General features: G+C 75.8%; 15 protein-coding genes and 1 riboswitch. Of the genes, 12 read left to right on the top strand and 3 right to left on the bottom strand.

The window, feature by feature from the left end; genetic code table 11:
* Positions 1–9 precede the first annotated feature (9 nt).
* The 4 genes from ACQP60_RS18575 to ACQP60_RS18560 all read left to right on the top strand — a co-directional run bounded on the left by ACQP60_RS18575 (position 10) and on the right by ACQP60_RS18560 (position 4,081).
* Positions 10–1,365 carry a 3-oxoacyl-ACP reductase gene (locus tag ACQP60_RS18575; protein ID WP_429735644.1) on the top strand — a complete coding sequence of 452 codons (1,356 nt, stop codon included), beginning with the start codon at positions 10–12 and terminating at the stop codon, positions 1,363–1,365.
* A complete protein-coding gene (locus tag ACQP60_RS18570; RefSeq protein ID WP_429735642.1) occupies positions 1,362–2,378 on the top strand; it encodes a MaoC family dehydratase in 1,017 nt (338 codons plus the stop codon). The genes ACQP60_RS18575 and ACQP60_RS18570 overlap by 4 nt, the downstream gene beginning before the upstream one ends.
* 157 nt (positions 2,379–2,535) lie before the next feature.
* Positions 2,536–3,078: an rRNA adenine N-6-methyltransferase family protein gene (locus ACQP60_RS18565; RefSeq protein ID WP_429735640.1), complete on the top strand. Its 543-nt coding sequence runs from the start codon at positions 2,536–2,538 to the stop codon at positions 3,076–3,078.
* 82 nt (positions 3,079–3,160) lie between these two features.
* Entirely contained in the window at positions 3,161–4,081 is a 921-nt protein-coding gene (locus tag ACQP60_RS18560; RefSeq protein WP_429735638.1) for an LLM class flavin-dependent oxidoreductase, read from the top strand.
* A 19-nt stretch (positions 4,082–4,100) separates the two neighbouring features.
* Here ACQP60_RS18560 and ACQP60_RS18555 read toward each other — a convergent pair whose 3' ends face one another.
* Entirely contained in the window at positions 4,101–4,667 is a 567-nt protein-coding gene (locus ACQP60_RS18555) for a GNAT family N-acetyltransferase (RefSeq protein ID WP_429735636.1), read from the bottom strand.
* A 115-nt stretch (positions 4,668–4,782) separates the two neighbouring features.
* Between ACQP60_RS18555 and ACQP60_RS18550 the strand changes: the two genes are divergently transcribed.
* The 3 genes from ACQP60_RS18550 to ACQP60_RS18540 all read left to right on the top strand — a co-directional run bounded on the left by ACQP60_RS18550 (position 4,783) and on the right by ACQP60_RS18540 (position 7,094).
* Entirely contained in the window at positions 4,783–6,261 is a 1,479-nt protein-coding gene (locus tag ACQP60_RS18550; RefSeq protein WP_429735634.1) for an amidase, read from the top strand.
* 100 nt (positions 6,262–6,361) lie between these two features.
* Entirely contained in the window at positions 6,362–6,820 is a 459-nt protein-coding gene (locus ACQP60_RS18545) for a DUF6097 family protein (protein WP_429735631.1), read from the top strand.
* Positions 6,821–6,920: 100 nt separating this feature from the next.
* Complete coding sequence (locus tag ACQP60_RS18540) at positions 6,921–7,094, top strand: CsbD family protein (protein ID WP_429735629.1); 174 nt, start codon at positions 6,921–6,923, stop codon at positions 7,092–7,094.
* A 76-nt stretch (positions 7,095–7,170) separates the two neighbouring features.
* On the opposite strand, the gene ACQP60_RS18535 is transcribed toward ACQP60_RS18540, so the two are convergent.
* The gene (locus ACQP60_RS18535; protein ID WP_429735627.1) at positions 7,171–8,598 is read right to left on the bottom strand and encodes an aminotransferase class V-fold PLP-dependent enzyme; all 1,428 of its coding nucleotides are present in this window, start codon (positions 8,596–8,598) and stop codon (positions 7,171–7,173) included.
* 34 nt (positions 8,599–8,632) lie between these two features.
* A riboswitch (SAM riboswitch) is annotated at positions 8,633–8,749 on the bottom strand.
* A gap of 86 nt (positions 8,750–8,835) precedes the next feature.
* Here ACQP60_RS18535 and ACQP60_RS18530 point away from each other — a divergent pair.
* The 3 genes from ACQP60_RS18530 to ACQP60_RS18520 all read left to right on the top strand — a co-directional run bounded on the left by ACQP60_RS18530 (position 8,836) and on the right by ACQP60_RS18520 (position 11,381).
* The gene (locus ACQP60_RS18530; RefSeq protein WP_429735625.1) at positions 8,836–9,540 is read left to right on the top strand and encodes an RNA polymerase sigma factor; all 705 of its coding nucleotides are present in this window, start codon (positions 8,836–8,838) and stop codon (positions 9,538–9,540) included.
* Positions 9,540–10,742, top strand: a complete 1,203-nt coding sequence (locus ACQP60_RS18525; RefSeq protein ID WP_429735623.1) for a serine/threonine-protein kinase — start codon at positions 9,540–9,542, stop codon at positions 10,740–10,742. Before ACQP60_RS18530 ends, ACQP60_RS18525 begins: the two co-directional genes overlap by 1 nt.
* 102 nt (positions 10,743–10,844) lie before the next feature.
* Positions 10,845–11,381: a hypothetical protein gene (locus ACQP60_RS18520; protein WP_429735621.1), complete on the top strand. Its 537-nt coding sequence runs from the start codon at positions 10,845–10,847 to the stop codon at positions 11,379–11,381.
* A gap of 22 nt (positions 11,382–11,403) precedes the next feature.
* Here ACQP60_RS18520 and ACQP60_RS18515 read toward each other — a convergent pair whose 3' ends face one another.
* Complete coding sequence (locus tag ACQP60_RS18515) at positions 11,404–11,571, bottom strand: hypothetical protein (protein ID WP_429735619.1); 168 nt, start codon at positions 11,569–11,571, stop codon at positions 11,404–11,406.
* A gap of 265 nt (positions 11,572–11,836) precedes the next feature.
* On the opposite strand from ACQP60_RS18515, the gene ACQP60_RS18510 reads away from it, so the two are divergent.
* On the top strand, positions 11,837–12,316 hold the full coding sequence (locus tag ACQP60_RS18510) for a rhodanese-like domain-containing protein (protein ID WP_429735617.1): 480 nt from the start codon (positions 11,837–11,839) through the stop codon (positions 12,314–12,316).
* Positions 12,313–13,578 carry an O-succinylhomoserine sulfhydrylase gene (locus tag ACQP60_RS18505; RefSeq protein ID WP_429735615.1) on the top strand — a complete coding sequence of 422 codons (1,266 nt, stop codon included), beginning with the start codon at positions 12,313–12,315 and terminating at the stop codon, positions 13,576–13,578. Before ACQP60_RS18510 ends, ACQP60_RS18505 begins: the two co-directional genes overlap by 4 nt.
* Positions 13,579–13,583 lie beyond the last annotated feature (5 nt).

Here is a 13,583-nt window from a genome sequence, read left to right as displayed (position 1 = left end):
GAGGCACCCGTGACCGACTCCTACACCAAGGCCGTCAACTCCGGCTTCACCAAGACGCTCGCCAAGAAGCTGGGCCTGCCGCGCCCCGCGATCCTGCGCCGCTTCCGCGCGGGCGACCCGCTCACCGTCGGCCCGGTGCTCGTCGTCTCCGACGAGGCCTCCACGCGCGACGCGGACACGCTCGCCCAGGCTCTGCTCGGCTGGGGCCTCGACGTGCGGCGCCAGCCGACCGACGACGCCCGCTGGGGCGCCGTCCTGCTGGTGCTCACCGAGACGCAGCGCCCCACCGACGTCTCCGCGGCCGTCCTGGCCACGGGCTCGGTGCTGCGCCGGCTCGCCGCCAACGGGCGCGTCGTCACCGTCTCGCGCGCCGCCGCCGACGGTGACGCCCCGACCCTGGCCGCGGCCCGCAACGGCGTCGACGGCTTCCTGCGCTCCCTCGCCAAGGAGCTGCGCTCCGGCGCCACCGGCAACGGCATCGTGCTCACCGACGGCGCGGACGTCGGCTCGACCTCCGTGCTCGCGACGCTGCGGTTCTTCCTGTCCGCCCGCTCGGCGTACGTGGACGGCCAGCTGCTGCCGGTCGGCCCGGCCGACGCCGCGGCCCCCGCCGACTGGGACCGGCCGCTGGCCGGGAAGGTCGCGGTCGTCACCGGCGCGGCCCGGGGCATCGGCGCCGCGATCGCCAAGACCCTCGCGCGCGACGGCGCCACCGTCGTGTGCGTGGACGTCCCCGCCGCCGGCGAAGGCCTGGCCCGCACCGCCAACGCTGTGGGCGGCACCACCCTGCAGCTCGACGTGACGAGCGAGGACGCGGGCCGCCGCATCCTCGAGCACGCGCACACCCGGCACGGGGGCCTCGACATCGTCGTCCACAACGCCGGCATCCTGCGCGACAAGCTCCTGGCCAACATGAAGCCCGCCCAGTGGGACGCCGTCATCGCCGTCAACCTCGAGGCCCAGCTGCGGATCAACGACCAGCTGCTCGGGCTCGACGGCGGCGAGGGCGTCGACGGGCTGCGCATCGTCTCGCTCGCGTCGACTTCCGGCATCGCCGGCAACAAGGGCCAGACGAACTACGGCTACTCCAAGGCCGGCGTCATCGGGCACACCCGCGCCACGGCCCCGCTGGTCGCCGCGCGCGGCGGCACCGCGAACGCCGTCGCACCCGGCTTCATCGAGACCGACATGACGTCGTCGATCCCGTTCGCCACGCGTGAGGTGGCCCGCCGCCTCAACTCGCTGCAGCAGGGCGGCCAGCCGGTCGACGTCGCCGAGGCGATCGTCTTCCTCGCCTCGCCGGCGTCCGCCGGGGTCAACGGCCAGGTGCTGCGCGTGTGCGGCCAGAACCTGGTGGGGCGGTGACGGCGAGCGGGCCGGCCACCAGCGCCGGCGAACCGCTGCGCGTCGAGACCCTGCCCACCCTGCCGGGCCTCGGCGGCCTCTACGCGCGCGGGGCGGCCGCCTCCGGCCGCATCGCCGCCGGGCGCGCGATGCCCGGCCTGCCCGTCATCGGCCAGGGCCGGGCGGAGGGCGAGGGCGAGGCCGCTCCCCTGACCCTGCCCGACGTCGCGTACCGCGTCACGGGCGTGCCGACGGCGGAGCTCGCCCACCACCTGCACGACTACCAGCGCCTGCTGCACGAGCCGGTGACCGACGTGCTGCCCGCGGGCTACCTCCACGTGCTCGCGTTCCCCCTGGCGACGGCGGTCATGGTGCGCGGCGACTTCCCGCTGCCGCTGCTCGGCATGGTGCACCTCGCGAACGACGTCGAGCTCCGGGGCCCCGTCGTCCTGGGCGACGTGCTCGAGGTACGCGCCTGGGCCGAGCACCTGCGGCCGCACAAGCGCGGGGTGCAGGTGGACCTGGTCGCCGAGGTGCGGCGCCAGGCCGACCCGGACGGCGGGCCCGTGTGGCGGGGCGTGTCGACGTATCTCGCCAAGGGCTTCCACCTGCCGTGGTCGGCGCCCGACGCGGACGCCGGCGACGGGCACGACGGCGAGGACCGCGCCCCTGCGGGCACGTGGACCCCGCCGCTGCCCACCGGCCGGTGGGCGCTCGGGCCGGGCACCGGCCGCGCGTACGGCGCGGTCTCGGGCGACCGGAACCCGATCCACCTGTCGGCGCTGTCCGCCAAGGCGTTCGGCTTCCCGCGCGCCATCGCGCACGGCATGTACACGGCGGCGCGCGCGCTGGCCGACGTCGGGCACGCGCGCGGCGACGCCTACCGCTGGACGGTCGAGTTCGCGTCGCCCGTGCTGCTGCCCAGCACGGTCGACGTCGCGGTGACCCCGGACGACGACGACGGCTTCGCGTACGTCGGGTGGAACGGCGGCCGCGGCCGCCAGCACTTCCGCGGCACGGTCGCCCCGCTCTGACCGGGCTCCGCGCGGCCGCCGCACCGGCGGTGGACACCGTGATCGCTCTCTCGAGCGCGGTGTCCACCGCCGTTGGCGTCCTGGGCGAAAAAGCCGTGCGGGGACCGCGAGGCGGTTCGTAGGGTCGCCGGCATGTCGATCTTCATGGTGATCCGCCGTGCGCGCGTCCGGGCAGGCGCGCGCGTCACGACGCGACTGGGGATGGCACCCGCTCCGCGCTGACTGGGCCACCCGCGTCGTCGAGCAGGCTCCGGTGCGACCGGGCGACCTCGTGCTCGACCTGGGCGCCGGGGACGGCGCGCTGACCCGCCCGCTGCTGGACGCGGGCGCGCGGGTGCTCGCGGTGGAGCTGCACCCGGGCCGTGCGGCCGCGCTGCGCCGCCGGTTCGCGGACGACCCGGTGACCGTCGTGACGCACGACCTCGCCGACCTCCGCCTGCCGCGCCGGCCGTTCCGCGTCGTGTCGAGCCCGCCGTACCAGCTGTCCACCCGCCTCGTGCGGGTGCTGCTCGGCACCGATCGGCTGCTGTCCGCCGACGTCGTGCTGCAGCGCGCCACCGCGCGGAGGCTCGCCGACGCCCCGCCGGGCGCGCGCCACGCGCGCCGGTTCGTCCTCGACGTCGGGGCGCCCGTGCCGCGGCGCGCGTTCCGGCCGCCGCCGCGGGTGGACTCCGCCGTCCTGCGCGTCCGCCGCCGCTGATGCGGACTACCTCGCGCGCTCCCGAACCATCTCGCGCGGTCTCGGACTACCTCGGCGGGTGTCCCTGGGGCAGGATCGGCGCATGACGACCCTCGGCTGCATCCTCGCGCCCTACGGCAACCCGCCCTCGCGGTTCGTCCCGTTCGCCCGCACCGCCGAGGCCGCCGGCCTCGACGAGGTGTGGCTGTGGGAGGACTGCTTCCTCGAGTCGGGCCCGTCGGCGGCGGCCGCGATGCTCGGCGCCACGGAGCGCCTGCGGGTCGGGGTCGGCGTCATGCCGCTGCCGCTGCGCAACGTGGCCCTCACCGCGATGGAGACGGCGACGCTCGACGGCTTGTTCCCCGGTCGTTTCGTGCCGGGCGTCGGGCACGGCGTGCAGAGCTGGATGGGCCAGGTGGGCGCCCGGGTGGCGTCGCCGCTGACGCTCATGCGCGAGCAGGTCGGCGCGCTGCGCGCGCTGCTCGCCGGGGAGCGGGTCACGACGTCCGGCCGCTACGTGACGCTCGACGACGTCGTGCTCGACTGGCCGCCCGCCGTGGCGCCGCCCGTGGTGGCGGCGGCGAAGGGCCCGAAGACGATGCGGCTGGTCGGGGAGATCGCCGACGGGGTCGTCATCGACGGCGACTCGGGCGTCTCCGGGGCGCGCGAGGCGGTCGCCCTGCTCGACGAGGGGCGCGGGGCCGCCGGGCTGCCGCCCGTCGCGGAGTCCGGGCCGGGCAGCGCGCACCCCTTCCGGACGGTCGCGTTCGCGCAGGCCGCCACCGGGGCGGGCGCGGCCGACCGGCTGCGTGCGTCGCTCGCGCGGTGGGACGTCGACGCGTCGTCCGACGACGTGCTCTCCGACCACGCCAGCTGGGGCTCCGCGGAGGAGGTCGCCGACGGGCTGCGCCGGTACGTCGCGCTCGGCGTCACGACCGTCGTCGTGCAGCCCACCCTGGACGAGCCGGACCTCGACGGCTTCGCGGCGTTCCTCGGGCAGGAGGTCGCGCCCCTGCTGCGCTGACGCCTGCCGAACAGGCGGTTCAGGCGAGGCGGGCCTCGAGTCCGGCGCGGACGTCGGGCCACTCGTCGTCGACGATCGAGAAGTACGCGGTGTCGCCCACGGTGCCGTCGGCGGCGACGCGGTGCTTGCGCAGCACGCCCTCGGGCTTCGCGCCGAGGCGCTGGATGGCGGCGCACGACCGGGCGTTGCGGGAGTCCGCGCGCAGGGCCACGCGGCGCAGGCCCCACTCCTCGAACGCGTGCCGCAGCAGCAGGAGCTTGCACGCCGGGTTGGTGGTGCCGCCCCACCAGTCGCGCCCGTAGAAGGTGGCCCCGATCTCCACCCGGCCCGGCCCCGGGGCGAGGTCGTAGAAGCGGGTCGTGCCACGGACGGCGCCGTCGTCGCCCACGACGGCGAACGCCGTGGTTCCCGGCGTCGCGACGCCCGCGGCGACCCATGCCTCCAGGTCCGCGACCGACGCGGGGACGGGCGACGCCATGCCGAACCAGAGGCCGGCGTCGATCAGGGGGAACAGCGCCTCGGCGTGCTGCGGGCCGAGCGGCTCCAGGCGCACGCCGTGGCCGGCGAGGACGAGGTCGTGAGTCACGCGCCACATCCTCGCCGAACCGGTGGTCGACGTCGGAACGCGTCCAGATCTCTCGCGATCACGGCGTCGACCCCCGTTCGGCTGCCTGGGCAGAGGGGTGGGTAGCGTGCAGGTCATGGACGACGCCCTGCACGAGACGACCGCCGCCCGGCTGCGCGACCTGCTGCGCGCGGGCGAGCTCACGCCGACCGAGGTGGCCGACCACTTCCTGGCGCGGATCGGGCGCGCCAACCCCGACCTGGGAGCCTTCGTCAGCGTCACGCCCGAGGCGGCGCGCGAGCGTGCGGCGCGCCTCGAGCGGGACGGCGCGGACGGGGGTGGCGTGCTGTGGGGGCTGCCCGGGGGCGACAAGGACCTGTGGCTGCGGGCGGGCGTCCCGACCGGCCTCGGCTCGCGCGCGTTCGCCGGGGACGACGCGATCGTGCCGCCCGTGAGCGACGAGATCGTCGACGTCCTCGACGCCGCCGGCATGGTGAGCCTCGGCCGCACGACGGCGCCCGAGCTCGGCTTCCCCGCCTACACCGAGCCGCTGGCCGGGCCCGTGGCGCGCAACCCGTGGGACCCGACGCTCGGCGCCGGCGGATCGAGCGGCGGCGCCGCCGTCGCCGTCGCGGCGGGCCTGCTGCCGTGCGCGCCCGGGTCCGACGGCGGCGGCTCGGTGCGCATCCCGGCCGCCGCGTGCGGCGTCGTCGGCCTGAAGCCGAGCCGCGGCCTGCTGCCTGCCGGGTCCGGGCAGGAGTCGCTCGGCGGGCTGGTCGTCAACGGGCCGATCGCCCGGACCACCGAGGACACCGCGCTGCTGCTCGAGGGGATGCTCCCCCGGACGCCGGACGGGCGGGTGGCGCACCCGCTGACGCTGCGCGCGCCGTCCGCCCGCGCCGGGGAGTACCTGGCTGCTGCCCGCCGCGGCGAGGTGGCGGGCAGCGGCGGAGAGGACGTGCAGGGCCGCTTCCGGGTGGGCGTCACGACCGACTCCGCCTGGGACGACTTCTACGCGATCACGACGTCGGACGACGCGCGAGCCGCGCTCGACACCGGCGTGGCGACGCTCACCGGCCTCGGGCACGAGGTCGACGGGCTGTCGCTCGACCCCGACCCGGCGTACGGCCCCGCCTTCCGCACCCTGTGGATGGCGGGCGCGTCCGCGGTGCCGCTCGACGACCCGGAGCGCCTCGACCGCCTCGAGCCGCTCACCCGGTGGCTCATCGTCCGCGGGCGGCAGGTGCCGGCCCGCGGGCTCGCCGAGGCGCTGCGCGCCCTCACCGCCTTCGAGCGGCGGCTCGTCGCGCAGGTGTCACGGTTCGACGCCGTCGTCACGCCCGCGCTCGCGATGACGCCCCGCCCTCTCGGCTGGTTCGACCCCGAGGACGCGGAGCGCAACTTCGAGCAGCAGTGCCAGTACACGCCGTGGACGTCGATGCTCAACGTGGCCGGCCTGCCCGCGATCACCGTGCCCACGCGGTGGACCGACGGCGGTCTCCCGATGGGCGTGCAGCTGATCGGGCGGCCGGGCGGCGAGACGACGCTCCTCGCGCTCGCAGCCCAGCTCGAGGACCGGCTGCGCTGGACCGACCGACGCCCGCCGGTGTGGTGACCCGTGACCGGGAGCGTGCCGGGCGGATGAAAGGATGTTCGGGGCCGCGCAGCGAGGCGGAGTGCCCGCCCTGACCCCAGCACCAGAACGGACACCACCCGTGACCCACGTCGGACCGGTCCTGCACGCCACGATCCAGCAGTCGGAGGAGCTTCGCCGCCTGCACGCGTTCATCACCGAGCACGAGCTGCCGATCCCGCTGCGTGACGACTTCGTCGAGCAGTGCACGGTGGTCGAGCAGCACCTCGGCGGCGACGAGTTCACGGCGCTCTCGCGCCGCATCAAGCGCTACAACGCCCTGTCGGGCTGGATCGCCGCCCCGGTGCTGATCGCCGCGGTGCTGCTGTACGTCCTCGGGAAGTTCACGGACCTGTTGCCGGTGGACGACGTCCTGACCGTGTTCCTCCACCCCGTGGTGATCGCGGTCCTCGCCGTGATCCTCGTGTCGGTCGTCGGGATCTCGCTGTGGATGCGCGCCGCGAACCGCCGCCTGCTCGGACCGGTGTACGCCCGGCTGCTGGAGCGGCTCGCTGCCCGGGTGGGCGTCCACCGCCCCTGACGGCGCCCACCGACCACGACCTGAGACGTCGGGCTGCGAGCCCACGACGTCGCGCGTACGGTCGTTGCTCGAGGTCGTTCGTACGACGGAAGGAGCCCCGATGGGACTCGGAGACAAGGCCAAGCACCTCGCGGAAGAGGCGGAGGGCAAGGTCAAGGAGGCGACGGGCAAGCTCACCGACGACGAGAGCAAGGAGGCCGAGGGCAAGGCCCAGCAGGCCAGCGCGAACCTCAAGCAGGCGGGCGACGACGCCAAGGACGCGTTCAAGAAATGACCCGCTGACACGACGGGGCGCCACCGCACGGTGGCGCCCCGTCGTCATGCCCGCCCCGAGCGGGCGGGAGCGGTGCTCAGAGGTCGTCGGGCAGGCAGCCGAAGGCCTCGTCGGCGCCCAGCGCGGCGGTGGCGAGCAGCCCCTCGAGGCCGGAGCCCTCCGGAACGGGGCGCGGGTCGTCGACGACGACCCACAGCCCGTCCACGACGTCGTACTGCGCCTGCGGCCCCTCGGTCACGAGCGAGCGGACGGCGGCGACGAGCCGCTCGACCTCCTCGCCCGCGGTGCCGAGGCCGACCGACGCGCGCACGGCACCGGCGTCGAACCCGAGGCGGCCGAGCAGCGGGTGCGCGCAGAACCGGCCGTCGCGCACGCCGATCCCGTGCTCGGCGGACAGGTACGCGGCGACCAGGCCCGGGTCGTACCCGGTGACCGTGAACGTCACGACGCCCACCGGGTCGACGGCGTCGTCCCACACGTGCACGACCTCGACGCGGTCGATCTCGCCGAGCCCGTCCACGAGCCGCCGCCGCAGGGCGTCCTCGTGCTCGTGCGCGGCCCACGGGTCGAGGGCGGCGAGCTCGTCGCACGCCGCCGCGAGCGCCACCGCGCCCACGACGTTGGGCGAGCCGGCCTCGTGCCGGGCGGGGCCCTCGTGCCACTCGGTCGTGGTGGTGCGCACCCGCCGCACGGCGCCGCCGCCGGCCAGGTACGGGGTGCCGGCGTCGAGCCAGTCGCGGCGGCCGACCAGGGCGCCCGCCCCGAACGGCGCGTACGTCTTGTGGCCCGAGAACGCGACGTAGTCGACGCCGGTGTCGGCGAGCGAGAAGCGGCGGTGCGGCACCAGCTGGGCGCCGTCGAGCACGACGCGGGCGCCGGCGCCGTGCGCCGCGGCGACGACATCGGCCACGGGCAGCGCCTCGCCGGTCACGTTGGACGCGCCGGTGAGCGCCAGCAGGGCGTAGGGGCGGCCCGCGGCGGCGGCGGAGCTCAGCTCCTCCTCGATCTCCGCGAGGGTGGCCGACACGGACGGCCCGCCGGTGATGACGGTCGCGTCGGTGACGCGCTGCCACGGCAGCAGGTTCGCGTGGTGCTCGATGTCGAGCACGAGGACGCGGCCGGGCTCGCCGGTGACCGGGTCGGCGGGCACGCAGCCCGCGAGCAGGTTGAGCGAGTCCGTCGTGTTGCGGGTGACGATCGTGAGGTCGTCGTCGCGGGCGCCCACGAACGCGCCGATGGTGCGGCGGGCGGTCTCGTAGAGCGCCGTCGAGACCTGCGACAGGTAGCCGGCGCCGCGGTGCACGCTGGCGTACAGCGGCAGCACGCGCGCGACCCGGTCGGCCACGGCCTGCAGGGCGGGCGCCGACGCCGCGACGTCGAGGTTCGCGTAGGGCAGCAGGCGGCCGTCGACGAGCGGCACGAGCGTGTCGCCGCCGACGACGGGCAGCACGGGCGCGACGTCGTGCACGGCGGGCACCGCAGGCGCAGTGGTGAGCGTGGTCATGCGTGGTCCTCCTCGGTCGTGCCGGGGAGGTGGCTCCCCGCGCTTGCCCGCACGCCGGACGGCGCGGGGCCAGGTCGTCACCCGGGGCACCCCGCCGCGAGAGGAGGGTTGCCGGCCAGCGAGCCGGGGCTTCGCGCTGGCGCTCTTGACCTGCCGCCCATCGTGCGTGGGCCACGCGACAGGGTCAAGCGGAGCCCCCGCCCTTCTCACGATGCGGTCGCGTGAGACGCTGGACGCATGCCCGATCGCACCGTCCCGGCCTCCGGCGCGCCCCCGGGAGGCTCCTCCGAGAGCCCCGCCGACGGCTCTCCCGACAGCCCTGTGGAGCGCCCCGGCGAGCTGGTCGCGCGCGCCCTCGACGGCGGCGACCTCCACGCCGCCGGGCTCGCCGCCCGCGCAGCGCGCGGCGACGACGCCGCCGACGCCCTCGACGTCGTCGCCGGCCGGGCCGCCGCGGGCTCCGCACCCGCGACGGAGCTGCTGGTGGAGCTGCTGGACGCCTCCGGCGTCGTCCGGCGCTTCGTGCGCGGCGCCCTGCTCGACGAGGCCGCCGTCGACGACGTCTGCCAGGACGTGCTGGTGTCCGTGGCGACGTCGGTCCGGTTGTTCGCGGGCGGGTCCCGGGTCACGACGTGGGTGCACGGGATCGTGCGGCACCGGGTGGTCGACCACCTGCGCCGGCAGCGCGCCACCGCTCCCCTGCCCGACGACGACGTCGGCCCCGCGGAGCGGATGAGCTCCCTCATCGCCACGCGCGCCACCGTGCGCGACGCGCTCGCCGCCCTGCCCGACCTGTACCGGGAGCCCGTGACGCTGCGCGACATCGAGGGCCTGCCGTACGCGGACGTCGCCGAGCGGCTGGGCCGCAGCGTCGGCACGGTGAAGTCGCAGGTGTCCCGCGGCCGCGCGCTCGTGGCCGCCGCAATCGGGAGCCTGTCCTGATGGCCGCGCCGGGTGCGCCCGAGCCGCAGCTCGGCAGGTACCGGGTGGGCGACGTGATCGGCGTGGGGTCGTTCGCCACCGTGCACCGCGCCGTCGACGAGCGGCTGGACGACGTCGTCGTGGTGAAGGTGCTGGCCGAGAACCACAGCCTCAACCCGGAGATCCGCGAGCGGTTCATCGCGGAGGGCCGGGCGCTGCGCCGGGTCGCGAGCCCCCACGTCGTCGCCGTGCACGACATCGGCGAGAGCGACAGGCAGCAGCCGTACCTCGTGCTCGAGCACGCCGACCGGGGGACGCTCGCCGCCCGGGTCGCGACCCTCCGCGCCGACGGGTGGGCGGCGACACCGGCCGACGTGCTCGCCGTCGCGCGCGGCCTCGCCGCCGCGGTCGAGGCGGTGCACGCGGCACGCCTCGTGCACCGCGACCTCAGCCCCGGCAACGTGCTGCTGCGCACCAGCCCGGAGGGCGTCGTCGAGGGCGCGGGCGGCGCCGACGCCGCCGGGACCTCCGCCGTCGTCCGGCCCGACGAGCGCCTGGTCGTGGCCGACCTCGGCATGAGCAAGGACCTGGCCCGCAGCTCCGGCCTGACCGTCGCGGGCGGCACCGAGGGGTTCCGACCGCCGGAGCAGGACGCCCCCGGCACGGTGGACACCCGCGCCGACCTGTGGGCGATGTCCGCGCTGCTGACGTGGCTCGTCGAGGGCGCCGACCTCCCCCGCGCCCTCGACGCCGCGCTGCGCCGCAGCCTCGCCGGCTCCCCCGCCCGGCGGCACCCCGACGCGGCCGCCTGGCTGGCCGACGTCGAGCGGGCGCTCTCCCCCGGAACGACCCCGAGCCCGGACCGCACGCGCCGGCCCACCGCCGTCGTCGCCGCGGTCACCGCCGCCGTCCTCGGCCTCGGCGCGGGTGCCGGCTTCACCGCCTGGCTCGACCGCCCCCGCGCCGCCGCCGGCTCCGCGAGCGTCGCGATCTCCGGGCCGGCGACGGCGATCGTCGGCGAGCCGGTCACGCTCACCGCCGACGTCGCGGGCACCGAGCACTGGGTGTGGACCCTGCCCACCGGCGCCTACGTGACCGACGACGACACCGTCCGGCTCACGGCGAGCAGCCCGGGCGACGCGGAGGTCGTGCTGGAGGCGCGCGCCCCGGACGGGACCGCCCTCACGACCGTGCACCCACTGCAGGTCGACGCCGGGTCCTGACCCCGGAGAAGACATCTCGGTCCGCGTGCAACCTTTCCGGCGCCGCGGACGACTCACGGAAGTCAGCACCGATCGTGCTGGCTCCATCGACCAGGAGAGACCATGCGACACCTTCCCCGCCGACTGACGCCGATCGCCCTCGCGAGCCTCCTCGCGCTGAGCGCCTGCGCGTCCCCGACCCCCGACGCCGAGTTCGACGACCCGGGCACCTCGGCGTCCCAGCCCGCCGACGACGCGACCGCGGACGGGCAGCAGGGGGACGGGACCGAGACCCCCGCCGAGCCGGAGGAGTCCGCCGACGCCCCCGCGGCGAAGGACCCGTCGGCGTACACCGTCCGCTACTCGGACGGCTACAAGACCGTCATCACCCTCGACCGCACCCAGGTGGAGCAGCTCACCGGCACCGACCTGGCCGCCGGCACCGCCGACGCCGAGGCCGCGCTCGCGGAGCCCGGCACCTGGTCGGGTGCGGACACGAAGGAGCACGCCGAGGTCATCACCCAGGCCGCCGGTCGTGAGTCCGACCGCATCGACCGCGTGCTCACGCAGCAGGCCGACGGCCGCGACGTCGAGCTGCGGCTGTTCGTCAAGCACACCCAGCACGCGCACGTCGCCCACTTCGGCGAGGACGACGACTGACCCGTCGCGCGGGGACCGTGGATCAGACGCCGCCGTCGCGCCAGCCGAGCACGTTGTCCGCGCCCTGGGGGTACGGCGCCTCGTAGGGGCGCCCGCCCTCGGGGCGCGGCGGGGGCAGGTCGCGCGGGCGCTCGAGCGGCTCCTCCCGTTCGCGCCGGAACCAGCCCTTGATCGTGCTGAGGATCGACATGCCCCACCTCGCGGTCGACGTGATCTTGCCTGAGCCCTGACCGCGACTTTACCGTCCGCCGAGCCGGACACGCCGGGGAGGCGCGACGTTCGCCTCCCGAGACGGGGTGACCAGCAGGCGGACGGCTGTCGTACGATCGCCAGGACCATCCCGAGCGGCCGAGTGACGTGGCACGTCGACGCCGCAGCAACCCGCGGGCCGGTCGCCGGCGACGGCGGCCGTACCGGACGAGGGTGCTACCGCCACGACCGATGGGAGGACTGCGATGAGCACCCAGATCGATCCCCGCCCCGCCGAGGGCTACGCCGGCGACCTCACCCCGCAGCAGGCGTGGGACCTGCTCGCCGGCGACCCGGACGCCGTCCTGGTGGACGTGCGCACCGAGGGCGAGTGGCGCGCCATCGGCGTGCCGGACACCACGACCGCCGGCAAGGAGCCGCTCTTCGTCGAGTGGGTGCAGGCGGGCGGGCGCCCGAACGCCGGCTTCCTCGCCGAGCTCGCCGCCGCGGGCGTCACCGCGGACCGACCGCTCGTCTTCCTCTGTCGCTCCGGCCAGCGCTCCATCGGCGCGGCTCGGCTCGCGACGTCGTCGGGCCTGGGCCCGGCGTACAACGTGCTCGAGGGCTTCGAGGGCGGTCCCGGCTTCGACGGCGTGCGCGACCGCGAGGGCTGGAAGGTGCGCGGCCTGCCCTGGGGCACGTACGACGCCGCCGCGACGCAGCAGGCCGCGGAGCAGACGCGATGAGCGACGTGCAGGTCCCGACCGGTCCCGGCGCCGACCCCACGACCTTCGGCGGCTCGCGCCCGCTGCCCGCCACGGTGCGGCCGGCGACGCTCGCCGTGCGCGGCGGTCACCGCCGCTCGGACTTCCAGGAGATGTCCGAGGGCCTGTTCCTCACCCAGGGGTACACGTACGGCTCGGCGGCGGACGCCGAGGCCGCGTTCGCCGGCGAGCGGTCGCAGTTCCTGTACTCGCGGTACGGCAACCCGACGGTGCACACGTTCGAGGAGCGGCTGCGCCTCATCGAGGGCGCCGAGGCCTGCTACGCCACGGCGTCGGGCATGTCGGCGGTGTTCAACACCCTCGCCGCACTGGTCTCCAGCGGGTCGCGCATCGTCTCGGCGCGGGCCCTGTTCGGGTCCACCAACGTCATCTACGACGAGATCCTCGCCAAGTGGGGGGTGCGCGTCGACCTGGTCGACGGGCACGTGACCTCGCAGTGGGAGGAGGCGCTCGCGACCCCGGCCGACGTCGTGTTCTTCGAGTCGCCGTCCAACCCGATGCAGGACCTCGTGGACGTGCGGCGGGTGGCGGAGCTCGCGCACGCCGCCGGTGCGGTCGTCGTCGTGGACAACGTGTTCGCGACGCCGGTGCTGCAGAAGCCGCTCGAGCTCGGGGCCGACGTCGTCGTGTACTCGGCCACCAAGCACATCGACGGCCAGGGCCGCGTGCTCGGCGGCGCGATCCTCGGCTCGGAGGAGTTCCTCACCGGTCCCGTGCAGACGTTCGTGCGCAACACGGGCCCGTCGCTGAGCCCGTTCAACGCGTGGGTGCTGCTCAAGGGCCTGGAGACGCTCGACGTGCGCGTGCGCGCCCAGAACGCGGCAGCGTTGCAGGTCGCCACCGCGCTCGAGCAGCTCGACGGCATCACCGGGGTGCGCTACCCGTTCCTGCCCTCGCACCCGCAGCACGAGCTCGCCAAGGCGCAGCAGTCCGGCGGCGGCACGGTCGTGACGTTCGACCTCGCCGTGCCGGAGGGCACCGAGCCGGCCGAGGCCAAGAAGCGCACGTTCGCGTTCCTCGACGCCCTCCAGGTCGTCGACATCTCCAACAACCTGGGCGACGCGAAGTCGATCATCACGCACCCCGCCACGACGACGCATCGCAAGCTCGGCCCCGAGGGCCGCGCCAAGGTGGGCATCGCCGAGACCACGGTGCGGCTGTCGATCGGCCTCGAGGACCCGCGCGACATCATCGAGGACGTGGAGCAGGCCCTGCGCGCCTGACACCT

This window comes from Isoptericola variabilis (assembly GCF_050311655.1).
In the GTDB taxonomy this organism is placed as follows: domain Bacteria; phylum Actinomycetota; class Actinomycetes; order Actinomycetales; family Cellulomonadaceae; genus Isoptericola; species Isoptericola variabilis.
Note: the sequence above shows the minus strand (reverse complement) of the source record. Positions and strands in the feature narration are given on the sequence as shown.